Genomic DNA, 12,684 nt, shown 5'->3' on the forward strand with positions numbered 1-12,684 from the left:
GATCAAACTATCGGCCCAGCAAAAGCCAAGCAAACGGACCCAATTTTGCCTTCAATACAAAGCCCCCTTGGCGCCCTCCCTGCGCGCTTTCGCCGTGAACGCCTCCTGATCGTGGGCTGCGGTGATGTAGGTCAACGCGTCCTGCGTGATCTGCAATCAGGCCCCGGCGCCGCACGCATGCGGGTGATGGCGCTCACGTCCAGCCCCTCGCGGGTCGCGGGGCTGCGCGCCCTGGGAGCCAGACCCATCGTAGGCAATTTGGACGATGCGCCTTCGCTGCGCAGGTTTGCCGGGCTGGCCACCCGGGTGTTGCACCTGGCGCCCCCGCCGGGCGAAGGGGCCGGAGGAAATGCCTGGTGGCTGGACCCCCGCACCGTGGCCTTGGCCCGCGCGCTGCGGCTGCGAAGCCTGCCGGTGTCCTTGGTGTATGCATCGACGAGTGGGGTGTACGGCGATTGCCAGGGGGCCCTGGTGCCTGAGACGCGGGCCGTGGCTCCCGGCACTCCGCGGGCGCAGCGCCGCGTGAACGCAGAAACTGCGGTACGCCACCTGGGCCGTGCCGGTGTGCGGGCCAGTGTGCTGCGCATTCCGGGTATCTACGCACCTGACCGCGAAGGCGGCACGCCCGAGGCCCGTCTGCGCCGAGGCACGCCGGTGCTGGTGGCCGAAGACGATGTGTTTACCAACCACATCCATGCCGATGACCTGGCGCGGGCCTGTATGGCCGCCGTGTGGAAAGGGCGGCCACAGCGCACTTACAACGTGAGCGACGCCACCCACCTGAAGATGGGCGACTACTTTGACCTGGCCGCCGACCTGTACGGCCTGCCGCGCCCCCTGCGTGTGCCCCGCACTGCAGCGCAGGAGCAGTTGTCGCTGATGCTGCTGAGCTTCATGAGCGAGTCACGCCGGCTCGACAACCAGCGCATGGTGCGGGAACTGGGGTTGCGGCTGCGATACCCCAGCGTGGCCGAGGGGCTGAGCGGGCAGCCGCAGCGTTAGAGCCTGTTGCTGCGCGCCTGCGGCATCAGCAGGGCGCCTGGCCGCCGTTTGAGCGGCAGACCCCACCGGGCCCGGGAAACCGCCCCGGACCTGTGCGGGGGTAGGTGTTGCCCAGGTTGTCGGTGCAGCGAAAGTCGCCACATTGGGTGAGGCGTGGTGGGGGTTGTGGGGTACCTGCCTGGGGAAACGGGTCGGGGTAGAGAGGGCGGTGCCTGGAGGGAGGAACCACCACCACACGCGGCTGGTTGGCACGTGCCTTTTCGACCTCGGCATAGCCCTGGGGGCCCAGGCAGTCCAGGTCCACCTGCCGCTGGGCCGCTTCGAGCCGAAGTTCCTGCTCATAGGTCGAGCGCGACAGGCCTGCAGCCACCATGTCGAAATTGCGCCGCGAACGTGCACATTCCGGGGAGCGGGCGTAGTCCTGCGGTTGTGGGGTTGCGGCAGCGGCCTGCGCAGCGCGTGCCCGGTCGCGCTCGGCGTTGCGGCGGGCCTCGGTCTCTGCGGCGGTGGCCTCGGCCTGCAGCCGCTGCTGCTTGCGCTCCAGCGCCTCCGCGGCTTGTTCGCGTTCCAGTTGGAGTTCTTCCGGCGTTTTGCGCGCTTCCACTTCGCGCGCCGCCGCTCCGCCCGTACAGGCCCCATCGGTATAGGTCACCTTGCCGGTGCGGGTGTCGGTGCAGCGCACCACTTGTGCGTGGGCCACGGTGCCCAGCCAGGCTGCGCACACACAGAGGAAGAGGGTGAGATGGCGGTTGCGGAGGCTCATGGTCTGCGGCCAAGGTGGGCAAAAGCGTGGCGGTGGGAGCCCTGGTCAACCCCTGTCAGGGCTTGTCGGGGCTGTTGGACTGTTGGCGGGAGCGCCAGTCGTGGGGGTCAAACGAGTAGCTGCCTGGCGCAACACGGCCTGGAGGGGGTTGGCGATTGCGGCGATCGTCTGCGGCGCGGCGGTCGCGCTCAGCCTGCTCGCGCAGGGCCTGGTCACGGTCGCGCTGACGGCGGTCGAGCTCGCGGGCCTGCTGTTCGCGGCGATCACGCTCGCGTTCCCGGGCCTGCCGGTCGCGCTCGGCACGTTCCCGTTCGCGTTCACGTTCTCGCCAGTCGTTACGGTTGCGGTCTCGCTCCCAGCGGTCGTCCCGGTCGCGTCCACCGTAGTAGATAACGGCTGGGGGCGCCGAATACGCGGGGTACACCGGCGGGGCGTTGTTGTAGATGTAACCCGGCTGCTCATAAACACGGTACGGAGTGGGTTCGTAGTACGGGTCACCCTGCACCGTGGCGCAGCCGGTCACCGCGGCGCCCAGGACCGTGGCAGAAATAAGGCGGGCAAGTGTGTTTGTCATGGTGGTCAGACCCTGGCAGGGAGTGGCCGTTCCACCCTGCTCGTAAAGCCCCCGAAAAGCACCCCGGCGGAGTGTTACAAATTTCGGAGGCTGGCGCGTTGAAGCCGCTTTCAATGTAGCGCGTGGCGCCCCGTTTTGGTTGACCTGCCTGCCGATGTGCCGGGTAGGACGGCGCCTATTGTCCCACTCGCCAGGATCGGACTCATGGGGAAGGTGCTGCAAAAAAAATAGCTATAAACCATTGAGTGACAAGCGGAAGCAGCCAATTTTTATCACATATCTGACTGTGGGGCGGGGCGCCTGCTCCGGGGCAGGCCGCCCTGCCTTTAAGGCTTGGGCAGCACCCGGCGGATGGTTTCGGCCAGGTCTTCCGCCACAAACTTGGCGACGTACCCATCGGCTCCGACGCTGCGCACGTGGTCTTCATTGGCCGAGCCCGACAGCGAGGAGTGAATGACCACGGGCAGCCCATGAAAACGCGCGTCCTGCTTGATGTTGCGTGTCAGGGTAAACCCGTCCATTTCCGGCATTTCCAGGTCGGTCAGCACCATGGCGACGCGGTCCAGCACGCTTTTGCCTTCGGCCTCGGCGCTCTTGGCGATGGCATTGAGGCGGTCCCAGGCTTCCTTGCCCGATTTCACCATTTCATAAGGGGCCTTGAGCACTTTGAGTTCTTGCTCGATGAGCGAGCGCGCCACAAACGAGTCGTCTGCCGCCAGGATGATGGTACCCGGCTTGAGCACCAGCTTGGCTCCAACTTTTTCTTCAGTGACTTCGTGACCGTCCGAGGGCGACACCATCTGCAGGATGGCCTCCACGTCCAGCACCTGGGCCAGGCGGGATTCATCCGTGTTGCCGTCCAGGCGGGCGATGCTGGTGACCAGCTTGCCAGCGGCGCCGCTGGTTTCGGCCGAGAGCACCTGTTTCCAGTCCAGTCGCACGATGTCTTCCACCGACTCGACCGCAAACGCCTGAGTGGTGCGCGCGTATTCAGTCACCAGCATGATGTTCAGGCCCGTCTGGGGCTTGCAGCCCACGATGGCAGGCAGATCCAGCACCGGGATCACCTGGCCACGCAGGTTGACCACGCCCAGCGAGTACTGCGTGGTGCCCGCAATCGGCGTGATGCTGGGCATGGCCACGATCTCGCGGATCTTGAACACGTTGATGCCAAACAGCTCTGACTTGCCCAGGGCACTGTCGGTGCCCAGGCGAAACAGCAGCAGCTCGAACTTGTTGGTGCTGGTGAGGTTGGTCCGCTCGTCGATGTCCTGCTGCACTGCTTTCATGATGGGTCCTTCGCGCAGAAAAGAAGAAGATACGCGCGTTTACAAATTCTAGGATCAGAACGGGGTGCGCAGTGCGCTAAATGTTCAGGCAATACCCGAATAGTGCGCTGCCGCATCCTTGCGTGGCAGCGCTGTCACACGTTGGAGCCGGGTTGCAGGCTCAGGCCGGGGCTGGCAGGGCCACCGGCCCAAAGTGCAATACCGTGGGGAAAGGGTCGTAGAAGTGGTGCAGGAGCTGTTTCCAGTCCTGGTACCGGGCCGACTGGCGAAAGCCGATCTCATGGTCCTCCAGGGTGACCCAGCGCACCAGCAGCACGTAGTCCTGCGGGCGCTCCAGACAATGGCCCAGTTCGTGTGACAGGTAGCCGGGCATCGAGGCAATGATCTGCTGCGCCTGGGCAAAGGCGTGCTCGAAGGCCGCGTTCTGGCCGGGGCGGATGGTGAGGTGGGCGATTTCGAGAACCATGGTGGGCTTGGGCGTGCTGTGCGCTGGGGAAGTGCCTGTTTCTACCGCAAGACTGCCGGGGTGCCGTATGCATCCTGTTGCCCCGCCCCCACCCACACCGGGAGGCTCAGGCAACGCTGCTCTGGGGAATCACAGAGGCCTTCAAACTGTCGGCCAGGCGGCCCAGCAGTGCGAGCATGGGGGCATCCGAGGCATCGCAGGCCAGACCCAGGTGGCGCGAGAACGCCAGGGGGCCATCGAGGGGGCGCGTGACCGAGCGGCGAGCATGCGCCGCGTGGGACTGTGGCACCACCGCCACGCCCAGGCCGCTGTCCACCATGTGCAGCAACAACTCTTCGCGTGCGGCGCTGGCCTGTACCTCCAGGGCAATGCCGCGCTCGGCCAGCAGGCGGATGAACGACTGGTGCAGCGGGCAGTAGGGCCATTCAAGAAGCGGCACCCCTTGCAGGTCCGCCAGACCGAATTTCTTCTTGAAGCGCAGGGGATGCTCCTCGGGCAACAGCATCACATAGGGCTCGCGCCACAACGACACAAACGTGTCGCCGGGCGGTTTGCAATGCTCCGCCACCAGGCGCAGCCGGGCCTCCTGCGCTGTGGCCGTGAGTCGGACCAGCGTGTTGGGCAGGAGGTCGGCAATCTGCGCAAACAGCGGCGCGGCTGGGCCCACCATCAGGTCGTCCTGCAGGAACACGCCCAGCGTTTCGCGGGGCGCATCGCGAAAGTCGCGCACCATGGCGCTGGACTGCGCCAGCAGGCTGCAGGCGCGCGGGTACAGACGGTGGGCGGCGGGGGTGGGCGCCAGACCCTGGCGGCTTCGCTCGAACAGCACGGTGTCCAGCGCGTCCTCCAGCCCCTTGATGGCCATGCTGATGGATGGCTGCGCCACAAAGCAGCGGCGCGCCGCCGTGGTCACGGAGCGTTCTTCGTAGGCCGCGACGAAGTAGCCGAGGGCGCGCAGGTCAAACAGCATGGGGTTTCAGGGGCCGGGGCCACAGTCAGGTAGGGGTGATCGTGGTGACGGTTTCGCGAAAGTAGTCGAGCTGGCCGTTTTGCGAGTGGCTAAGGATCCAGGTCAGCGACTCCACTTCGCGCTGTTGTACTCCATAAAAGAAGCGTTGGCTTAACTGGGTCATCACCCAGTCGTCGCCCAGCGGCTGGCTGTGGGTGTGAACGATTTGGGTGCCTTGCGGAAAGATCTCCGTGCCCAGGCGCTGCAGCACCGTCAGCAGATCGGCTTGGTTGCGCGCGACCTGCCAGCTGGTGTCTGCATCATCGCGGTAGTGGTCGATGCGGAAATCCAGGTCATCGGCAACGCTCCCGAGCAGCGTGGGGACATCGCCTTTTTCAAAAGCGGCCAGTACGCGGTCGATGGGGAAGTTTGTGGTGAGGTTGGTCGTCATGTGCGCTCTCCAGTCGGGGGTTAAAAGGGCCAGAAGCAGGCCCTTGGGGGGCGACTGTAGGCAGCCGGCGCTGCCTGCACAACGATGGAATTTGTGGTTCTGAACGATAAAAAAATGATGGATAAAAAGTGGCAGCGATATCCCTGCGAAGGAATGCGCCGAAGGCAGTCGCCCACGGACTGATCCCCTCTCATTCCGTGACGCCGGGCAGCTGGCTCAGATAGCGGTGCAGCGCGGCAATGGTCTGGCGCACCTTAGCGGGCTGGGCATCGCGCTGGGGTGTCACCGCCCAGATGTCCAGCGTGCCAAACGACCAGTCGGGCAGCAGCCGCACCAGCCGCCCGGCCTGCAGCGCATCGTGCGAATCCATGCTGCCCACCAGCGCCAGGCCCAGCCCGGCCTCGCACATCTGCTGGATCGAAAGTTGGTTGTTGCTGGCAATGCGCGGCTCCACCCGCAGGGCCCGGGGATCGCCCGTGGGGCTGCGCAGGTCGATCAGCAGGCCGCCGTTTTCGCGCGCAAAGCCCAGCCAGCTGTACGAGAGCAGTGCGTCCGGGTGCTGTGGCACGCCGTGGGCAGTCACCCAGCCGGGCGCCGCGCACAGGTACCACTGCATGCCTCCCAGGCGCCGTGCTGCCCAGGTGGAGTCCTGCAGGCGCCCGTAGCGCACGGCCAGATCGATGCGGGCATTGATGAGGTCAATGGGCGAATCGTCTACCAGCAGGCGCAGGCGCAGCGCGGGGTGGGCGGCCAGCAGCTCGCCCAGCGCTGGGGCAATGTGGCGTGCAAACCCCACGGTGGCCGACAGCCGCAGCTCGCCACTGGGGGCATCGCGCGAAGCGGCCAGCTCGGCCCGCGCCTGGTCGGCTGCGGCACACATGGCGGCGCAGCGTGCGTGGTAGCGCTGGCCTGCTTCAGTGAGCGCCAGCTTGCGCGTGGAGCGGTGAAGCAGTGTCACACCGCCATCGCTTTCCAGCTTGCGCACCTGCTGGCTCACGGCAGAAGTGCTCATGCCCAGGGCACGGGCGGCTCCGCTCATCGAGCCGTGTTGCACCACGGCGGCAAACACCGCCATGCGTTTGAGGTCTTCCATATCAGGTCTTCTCGTCAATCCCCACTGGGCTGTTGTCCGCCTCCATGCCTTGGAACTGGCGCGACCAAGGCCAGTGCCCCCGCGCAAGGGCCGCCAAGCTGCTTGTGCGGCGCTTCGCTTGAGTGCGCTGGGGGCGTCCCCATCCCGCATGGCGCAGCCTTGCGAGAGAGGGGGAAGGCGCAAAGCGACTCAGGGGGTGACTCATTAATTGTGAAGCTGAGCTTCAAAGAGAAGGCAGATTTAGCCATCTACCGCCCGTTTTGACAATCTCCTATTCTCACTACATCGCAACTTCGACCCCAAGGACATCGAGATGAACATCGTCCTGATTGGCGCCACCGGCTTTGTTGGCGCTGCCGTGCTGAATGAACTGCTGCAAAGCGGCCACCGCGTGACGGTACTGGCCCGCAACCCCGCCAAGCTCGCCGCGCGCGAAGGTCTTACGGTAGTAGCGGCCGACGCGCAAGACGCCGCCCAGGTCGCCAAGGCCGCTGCAGGCCACGATGCCGTGGTCAGCGCCTACAACCCCGGCTGGGAGAACCCCAACATCCACGACGAGTTCCTGAAAGGTACCCGCGCCATCATCGATGGCACCAAAGCGGCTGGCGTGCGCCGCTTTCTGATGGTGGGTGGCGCTGGCAGCCTGTTTGTGGCGCCCGGCGTGCAGTTGGTGGACACGCCCCAGTTTCCCGCCGAATGGAAGCAGGGCGCCCTGGCCGCGCGCGAGGCGCTGAACTGGATTCGCACCGAAAACACGCTGGACTGGACCTTCCTCTCGCCGCCCATCCTGCTGCAGCCTGGCGAACGCACGGGCCAATATCGCCTGGGCGACGAAGCGCCGCTGATGAATGGCGAGCAACCCGGCAGCATCAGCGTGGCCGACCTGTCTGTGGCCATCGTGGACGAGCTGGAGACGCCGCGCCACGTGCAAAAGCGCTTTACGGTGGCAAACTGACCGCCAATGCTGACCGGGGTGCAAAGGCCGAAAAGGCCAGAATACTCCTGTTTTGATAGCTGCTAGCGCTTAGTGGATAAGCGATAGCGGCCAATTTGGCTACAAATTGCCACGATTTAGCCGATAAACCACCGCATCGGCACCAGCACGATGGACGGGAACAGCACCATCAGGAACATCATCGCGAACTGCGCGCCCATGAAGGGGAGCACGCCCCGGGTGACTTGGTCCATGCGCATGCGTCCCACCCCCGCCACCACGTTCAGCACCGTGCCCACCGGCGGAGTGATCAAGCCGATGGCGTTGTTCATGATGAACAGCACGCCGAAGTAGACAGGGTCGATGCCTGCGGCTTTGACCACCGGCATCAGCATGGGCGCCAGGATCAGGATGGTGGGCGTCATGTCCATGGCGGTGCCCACGGCCATCACCAGCAGCATGATGGCCATCATCAGCAGGATGGGGTTGTCCATGAAGGGCTTCAGCAGCGAGACCAGCTGTCGCGGGATGTCGGCCACGGTGATGAGCCACGCGCTCACCATGGCGGCGGCCACCAGGAACATGATCACGGCCGTCGTTTTGGCAGCGCTCACGAACACGGCGGTCAGCTGGCGCCAGTGCAGCTCGCGGTACACCACCGTGGCTACGAAGAGCGCATAGACGGCGGCCACGGCGGCGGCTTCGGTAGGGGTGAACACACCCATCTTCAGACCCACGATCACGATCACTGGGAGGAACAGCGCCCAGGTGGATTCCTTCAAGGCCTGCAGCTTCTCTGCGGTCGTTGCTCGGGGCGGCGGCAAAATGTTCTCGCGCTGCGACACCCAGTACCAGGCCGCAGCAATGGACAGCCCCATCAGCAGGCCCGGCACGATGCCTGCCAGAAACAGCTTGCTGATCGACACGTTGGCCGCGACGCCAAACACCACAAACCCAATGGAAGGCGGAATCACCGGCGCGATGATGCCCGCCGAGGCTATCAGCCCCCCGGCGCGCGCCTTGTCATGCCCGGCCTTCACCATCATGGGCAGCAGCAACGCGGCCAGCGCAGCGGTGTCTGCCACGGCAGAGCCCGACAGCGCCGCCAGCATGCAGGCCGCGAGGATGGCCACAAAGCCCAGCCCGCCGCGCTTATGGCCCACCAGCGTGAGCGCCAGCTTGACGATGCGCTGCGACAGGCCGCCCGCATTCATGATCTCGCCTGCCAACATGAAAAACGGCACGGCCAGCAGCGGGAACGAGTCCGCGCCGTTGATGACGTTCTGCGCAAGGATCTGCGCGTCAAACAGGTCCAGGTGCCACATCAGCGCCACGCCAGACACCAGCAGCGCGTAGGCAATGGGCACACCAATGGCCATGGCCGCCAGCAGGGAGCCGAGAAAGATGAATACGGTCATGCGAGTGTCTCCGGGGGGGGGCTCAATGGGATGGCGGCTTGCGTGACGGCAACGCCGCGCGGTCCAGCTGCATGTCGGGCAGGGCGGCCACATCCTCCGACCCGGAGGTCTGCACCAGCTGGTCGTCTGGTACCTGCCCCGACAGCAGCCTCCACAGGTTGAGCAACAACAACAGGCCCGACGCCACGGCAAACACCACCCCGGACGCATAGAAGATCGCCACCGATGCGCCGGTTACCGGCGCTTCCACATCCCAGTTGATGCGTGCCTGCGACAGGGCGCCACTGAACAGCAGCCAGGTGCAAAACAGCATGAGCCCGTGGCTGATGACAAGGCACACCCGTTGCGCGATGGGTGGAAGCTTGGTGAGAACCAGGTCGGTGCCCAGGTGGCCGTGTTCCTTCACCGCCACGATGGCGCCCAGGAACGTGATCCATACGAACAGCCAGCGCGACACCTCTTCGCTGACCGCAATGCCCGAGTTGAATGCGTAGCGCAGCACCACGTTGCCGAACACCATCACCACCATCACGGCCAGTGCCAGCGCGATGAGTACGTTGATCCACCGGCAGCACCGGTCTATGAGGGCGTTGAGCACGGGTGTCTCCTTGGTCTTCTTCTGGTGTGCGTGCCGTTACGGCCTGTGGCTCAAAGCGCTGCGTCGCGCAACAGGCCGCGCTGCGTCAGGTTACTGATAAAGGCGCGCAAACCAAAGCGCCAGGGCGCCGCCGCCTCGCTGTGCGCCACGCGGTTGTGCAGGCCACCCAGCCACGCACTCTGGATGGACACCAGGTCGCCCAGGTGGTGGGTGAAACCACCGCCCGGCTGGGCGCGGTCTTCAATGGGCGCGAACAGCGTGCCCAGAAACAGCATGAATCCATCCGGATACTGGTGCGCGGCCAGGGTCTGCGCCACCAGGTCGGTGGGGTCGCGGCTGATGCTGGCCATGGTGTTGATGCCGCGCAGCTCATAGCCATCCACCCCTGCAACGCTCAGGTGCACGGTTTCGCTGCGCACCTTGTCCATCCCGAAGCTGGCGTCGAACAGGCGGATGAACGGGCCTAACGCGCACGAGGCGTTGTTGTCCTTGGCCTTGCCCAGCAGAAGGGCGCTGCGGCCCTCGATGTCCCGCAGGTTCACGTCGTTGCCCAGCGTGGCGCCCACGATCTGGCCCCGGCTGTTCACGGCAAGCACCACCTCGGGCTCGGGGTTGTTCCAGGCCGAATCGGAGCGGATGCCGATGTCGTCCCCGCAGCCGACGGACGCCAGCACCGGCGCCTTGGTGAACACCTCGGCATCGGGGCCAATACCCACCTCCAGATACTGCGACCACAGGCCTTTCTCTTGCAACAAAGTTTTGAGTTCCATGGCCTCGGGCGAACCAGGGCGGATGTCGGCAAGGTTCTCGCCGATCAGCTCGATGACCTGGCTTCGCAAGGCTTGCGCACGGCTGGCGTCGCCCCGGGCCTGTTCTTCGATCACGCGCTCGATCAGGCTGGCCGCAAACGTCACTCCCGCAGCCTTGACCACCTGCAGGTCGCACGGCGCCAGCAGCCAGGGGCGGCTCGTGTCGCGCGTGCCGGGCAGGCTGTTGGCCAGCAGGTCTTCCACGCTGCACAGGTACTGGCCGGTGGCTGCACGCACGGCCTCGGCGGGCGCCAGGGTGTCGAGCAGCGTGCTCATGGTGGGGTAGTGCGCACTCAGGTCGAACACACCCTCAGGCCGCAGTGCCACCACCGCCGGGCCGGGAACGGCGCCATGGGGCGCCCACACGCGGCCTACCAGTGTGCCCTGCAGACCATCGTCGGGGAGTACTTGCAATGCGGTCTGGGGCGCACGGGCCCGTTCGGCAACTGCCGCTGCCGTCATGTTTTTCATGGAGAGTCCTTCAGAAAAGTCCGCGTAGGCGCCGGTGGCCCACCCGTTGGTTGTCAGTGGTTGTGGCGTGGCGTCTTTTCGGAAATGCGCTGGAAGCCCAGCGCAAAGTCCAGCGTGGCGCCGTCGGCCAGTTGCCCCGTCTTTTCGCGGTACAGCGCCTCCCAGGGCGACTGGCTCGCAGGCACGGGCGGGGCGGGGAGGTCACGTTGTCGGCGTGCGATCTCCTCAGGCGCCACGAGGGCATCGCAGCGCCCGGTGTTGAGGTCGATGCGGACCGTGTCGCCGCTTTGCAGCCAGGAGAGGCCCCCACCCACGGCGCTCTCGGGCGATGCGTTGAGGATGGACGGGCTGTCTGCCGTGCCCGACTGGCGCCCGTCACCCAGCGTGGGCAGGGTGTTGATGCCGCGCTTGATCAGCGCGTCGGGCGGCTGCATGTTGACCACCTCGGCCGAACCCGGCCAGCCGATGGGCCCGGCGCCGCGCATGACCAGGATGCAGCCCTCGTCGATGTCGAGCGCTGGGTCGTTGATGCGTGCGTGGTAGTCGTCCGCGCCTTCAAAAACCACGGCACGGGCTTCGAAGATGCCCTCGCGGCCCGGCTGGCTCAGGTAGCGCTCGCGAAACGCGGGCGATATCACCGAGGTTTTCATGATGCCGAAGTCAAACAGGTTGCCGCTGAGCACCAGGAACCCAGCTTTTTCCATCAGCGGCGCGCTGAAGGGGCGAATCACTTCACGGTCGCGCGCTTCGTGGCCCTGCAGGTTGTCGCCGATGGTTTTGCCCGTCACGCTGGCGCAGTCGTTGTGCAGGCGGCCCGCTTGCTGCAGCTCCCACATCAGCGCAGGCACACCGCCCGCGCGAAAGAACCGTTCGCCCAGGAACTGGCCTGCAGGCTGCATGTTCAGCAGCAGGGGCAGGTCGTAGGCGTGGTCCGTCCAGTCCTGGGCCTCCAGTACCACGCCTGCATGGCGCGCCATGGCCATCACGTGCACCTGCGCATTGCTGGAACCCCCGGCCACACTGATGACCGACAGCGCGTTCAAGAAGCTCTCGCGCGTCAGGATGCGCGAGGGTCGCAGGTCTTCATAGGCCATATCGACAATGCGCCGCCCGGTTTCGTACGCCATCTGGCCGCGTTCGCGGTACGGTGCAGGAATGGCCGCGCAGCCGGGCAGCGACAGGCCCAGGGCTTCAGCCACTGCGTTCATGGTGGAGGCCGTGCCCATGGTGTTGCAGTGCCCGGCCGAGGGCGCGCTGCTGCAGGCGCGCTGCAAAAATTCTTCCTCGTCGATCTCGCCCGCCGCCAGCTGGCGGCGGCTGCGCCAGATCACCGTGCCCGAGCCCACCAGTTGCCCGTCGTGCCAGCCATCGAGCATCGGCCCACCCGAGAGCACGATGGCCGGGATGTCCACCGTGGACGCGGCCATGACGCCCGCAGGCGTGGTCTTGTCGCAGCCCGTGGTCAGCACCACCGCGTCGATGGGGTAGCCGTACAGGATCTCCACCAGCCCCAGATAGGCCAGGTTGCGGTCCAGTGCGGCCGTGGGCCGGCGGCAGTTTTCAAAGATGGGGTGGACGGGGAACTCCATCGGAATGCCGCCCGCATCGCGGATGCCGTCGCGCACGCGGCGCGCCAAGTCCAGGTGGATGCGGTTGCAGGGCGACAGGTCGCTGCCCGTCTGCGCGATGCCGATGATGGGCCGGCCCGAGCGCAGTTCCTCGGGCGTGAGCCCGTAGTTCATGAAGCGTTCGAGGTACATCGCGGTCATGTCCGAGCGCTCGGGGGCGGCAAACCAGTCGCGGGAGCGGAAGGGGCGGCGGGGTGTTTGGGTCATGGGGTCGGGACGTCGCAAAAGGAGGGGCGGGG

13 protein-coding genes are annotated in these 12,684 nt (G+C 65.8%); 2 read left to right on the forward strand and 11 right to left on the reverse strand.

Going from position 1 to position 12,684, the window contains the following annotated elements:
- The first annotated feature begins 45 nt into the window (after window positions 1–45).
- Entirely contained in the window at window positions 46–1,002 is a 957-nt protein-coding gene (locus tag NFX52_RS17230; protein ID WP_055395093.1) for an NAD-dependent epimerase/dehydratase family protein, read from the forward strand.
- 25 nt (window positions 1,003–1,027) lie between these two features.
- On the opposite strand, the gene NFX52_RS17235 is transcribed toward NFX52_RS17230, so the two are convergent.
- From NFX52_RS17235 to NFX52_RS17265, 7 genes are all read right to left on the reverse strand, one after another.
- The gene (locus NFX52_RS17235) at window positions 1,028–1,765 is read right to left on the reverse strand and encodes a DUF4124 domain-containing protein (RefSeq protein ID WP_207401905.1); all 738 of its coding nucleotides are present in this window, start codon (window positions 1,763–1,765) and stop codon (window positions 1,028–1,030) included.
- 55 nt (window positions 1,766–1,820) lie between these two features.
- The gene (locus NFX52_RS17240) at window positions 1,821–2,339 is read right to left on the reverse strand and encodes a hypothetical protein (protein WP_228899876.1); all 519 of its coding nucleotides are present in this window, start codon (window positions 2,337–2,339) and stop codon (window positions 1,821–1,823) included.
- Between the two features lie 326 nt (window positions 2,340–2,665).
- Window positions 2,666–3,628 carry a chemotaxis protein gene (locus NFX52_RS17245; RefSeq protein ID WP_055395098.1) on the reverse strand — a complete coding sequence of 321 codons (963 nt, stop codon included), beginning with the start codon at window positions 3,626–3,628 and terminating at the stop codon, window positions 2,666–2,668.
- A gap of 160 nt (window positions 3,629–3,788) precedes the next feature.
- The gene (locus tag NFX52_RS17250) at window positions 3,789–4,094 is read right to left on the reverse strand and encodes an antibiotic biosynthesis monooxygenase family protein (protein WP_055395100.1); all 306 of its coding nucleotides are present in this window, start codon (window positions 4,092–4,094) and stop codon (window positions 3,789–3,791) included.
- A gap of 106 nt (window positions 4,095–4,200) precedes the next feature.
- Window positions 4,201–5,064, reverse strand: a complete 864-nt coding sequence (locus tag NFX52_RS17255) for a LysR family transcriptional regulator (protein ID WP_055395102.1) — start codon at window positions 5,062–5,064, stop codon at window positions 4,201–4,203.
- Between the two features lie 25 nt (window positions 5,065–5,089).
- Window positions 5,090–5,494 (reverse strand): hypothetical protein, encoded by a 405-nt coding sequence (locus tag NFX52_RS17260; RefSeq protein WP_055395103.1) that lies wholly within the window; start codon window positions 5,492–5,494, stop codon window positions 5,090–5,092.
- A gap of 190 nt (window positions 5,495–5,684) precedes the next feature.
- Window positions 5,685–6,587 (reverse strand): LysR family transcriptional regulator, encoded by a 903-nt coding sequence (locus tag NFX52_RS17265; RefSeq protein ID WP_055395105.1) that lies wholly within the window; start codon window positions 6,585–6,587, stop codon window positions 5,685–5,687.
- A 313-nt stretch (window positions 6,588–6,900) separates the two neighbouring features.
- Here NFX52_RS17265 and NFX52_RS17270 point away from each other — a divergent pair, with 313 nt between their 5' ends.
- Complete coding sequence (locus NFX52_RS17270) at window positions 6,901–7,542, forward strand: NAD(P)-dependent oxidoreductase (protein WP_055395107.1); 642 nt, start codon at window positions 6,901–6,903, stop codon at window positions 7,540–7,542.
- A 116-nt stretch (window positions 7,543–7,658) separates the two neighbouring features.
- On the opposite strand, the gene NFX52_RS17275 is transcribed toward NFX52_RS17270, so the two are convergent.
- From NFX52_RS17275 to NFX52_RS17290, 4 genes are read right to left on the reverse strand one after another with little or no spacing between them, the layout of a single operon-like run.
- Window positions 7,659–8,939, reverse strand: a complete 1,281-nt coding sequence (locus NFX52_RS17275) for a TRAP transporter large permease subunit (RefSeq protein ID WP_055395109.1) — start codon at window positions 8,937–8,939, stop codon at window positions 7,659–7,661.
- Window positions 8,940–8,961: 22 nt separating this feature from the next.
- Entirely contained in the window at window positions 8,962–9,537 is a 576-nt protein-coding gene (locus tag NFX52_RS17280) for a TRAP transporter small permease (RefSeq protein WP_055395111.1), read from the reverse strand.
- 50 nt (window positions 9,538–9,587) lie between these two features.
- Window positions 9,588–10,817 (reverse strand): fumarylacetoacetate hydrolase family protein, encoded by a 1,230-nt coding sequence (locus NFX52_RS17285; protein WP_055395113.1) that lies wholly within the window; start codon window positions 10,815–10,817, stop codon window positions 9,588–9,590.
- 53 nt (window positions 10,818–10,870) lie between these two features.
- Complete coding sequence (locus NFX52_RS17290; protein WP_055395114.1) at window positions 10,871–12,652, reverse strand: IlvD/Edd family dehydratase; 1,782 nt, start codon at window positions 12,650–12,652, stop codon at window positions 10,871–10,873.
- Window positions 12,653–12,684: the final 32 nt, after the last annotated feature.

The organism is Acidovorax facilis (assembly GCF_023913775.1).
GTDB classification, from domain to species: domain Bacteria; phylum Pseudomonadota; class Gammaproteobacteria; order Burkholderiales; family Burkholderiaceae_C; genus Acidovorax; species Acidovorax facilis.

Coding starts and splice junctions, on each gene's coding strand:
- NFX52_RS17235 (WP_207401905.1), bottom strand. CDS start 1,765: ATGAGCCTCCGCAACCGCCATCTCACCCTCTTCCTCTGTGTGTGCGCA.
- NFX52_RS17240 (WP_228899876.1), bottom strand. CDS start 2,339: ATGACAAACACACTTGCCCGCCTTATTTCTGCCACGGTCCTGGGCGCC.
- NFX52_RS17245 (WP_055395098.1), bottom strand. CDS start 3,628: ATGAAAGCAGTGCAGCAGGACATCGACGAGCGGACCAACCTCACCAGC.
- NFX52_RS17250 (WP_055395100.1), bottom strand. CDS start 4,094: ATGGTTCTCGAAATCGCCCACCTCACCATCCGCCCCGGCCAGAACGCG.
- NFX52_RS17255 (WP_055395102.1), bottom strand. CDS start 5,064: ATGCTGTTTGACCTGCGCGCCCTCGGCTACTTCGTCGCGGCCTACGAA.
- NFX52_RS17260 (WP_055395103.1), bottom strand. CDS start 5,494: ATGACGACCAACCTCACCACAAACTTCCCCATCGACCGCGTACTGGCC.
- NFX52_RS17265 (WP_055395105.1), bottom strand. CDS start 6,587: ATGGAAGACCTCAAACGCATGGCGGTGTTTGCCGCCGTGGTGCAACAC.
- NFX52_RS17270 (WP_055395107.1), top strand. CDS start 6,901: ATGAACATCGTCCTGATTGGCGCCACCGGCTTTGTTGGCGCTGCCGTG.
- NFX52_RS17275 (WP_055395109.1), bottom strand. CDS start 8,939: ATGACCGTATTCATCTTTCTCGGCTCCCTGCTGGCGGCCATGGCCATT.
- NFX52_RS17285 (WP_055395113.1), bottom strand. CDS start 10,817: ATGAAAAACATGACGGCAGCGGCAGTTGCCGAACGGGCCCGTGCGCCC.
- NFX52_RS17290 (WP_055395114.1), bottom strand. CDS start 12,652: ATGACCCAAACACCCCGCCGCCCCTTCCGCTCCCGCGACTGGTTTGCC.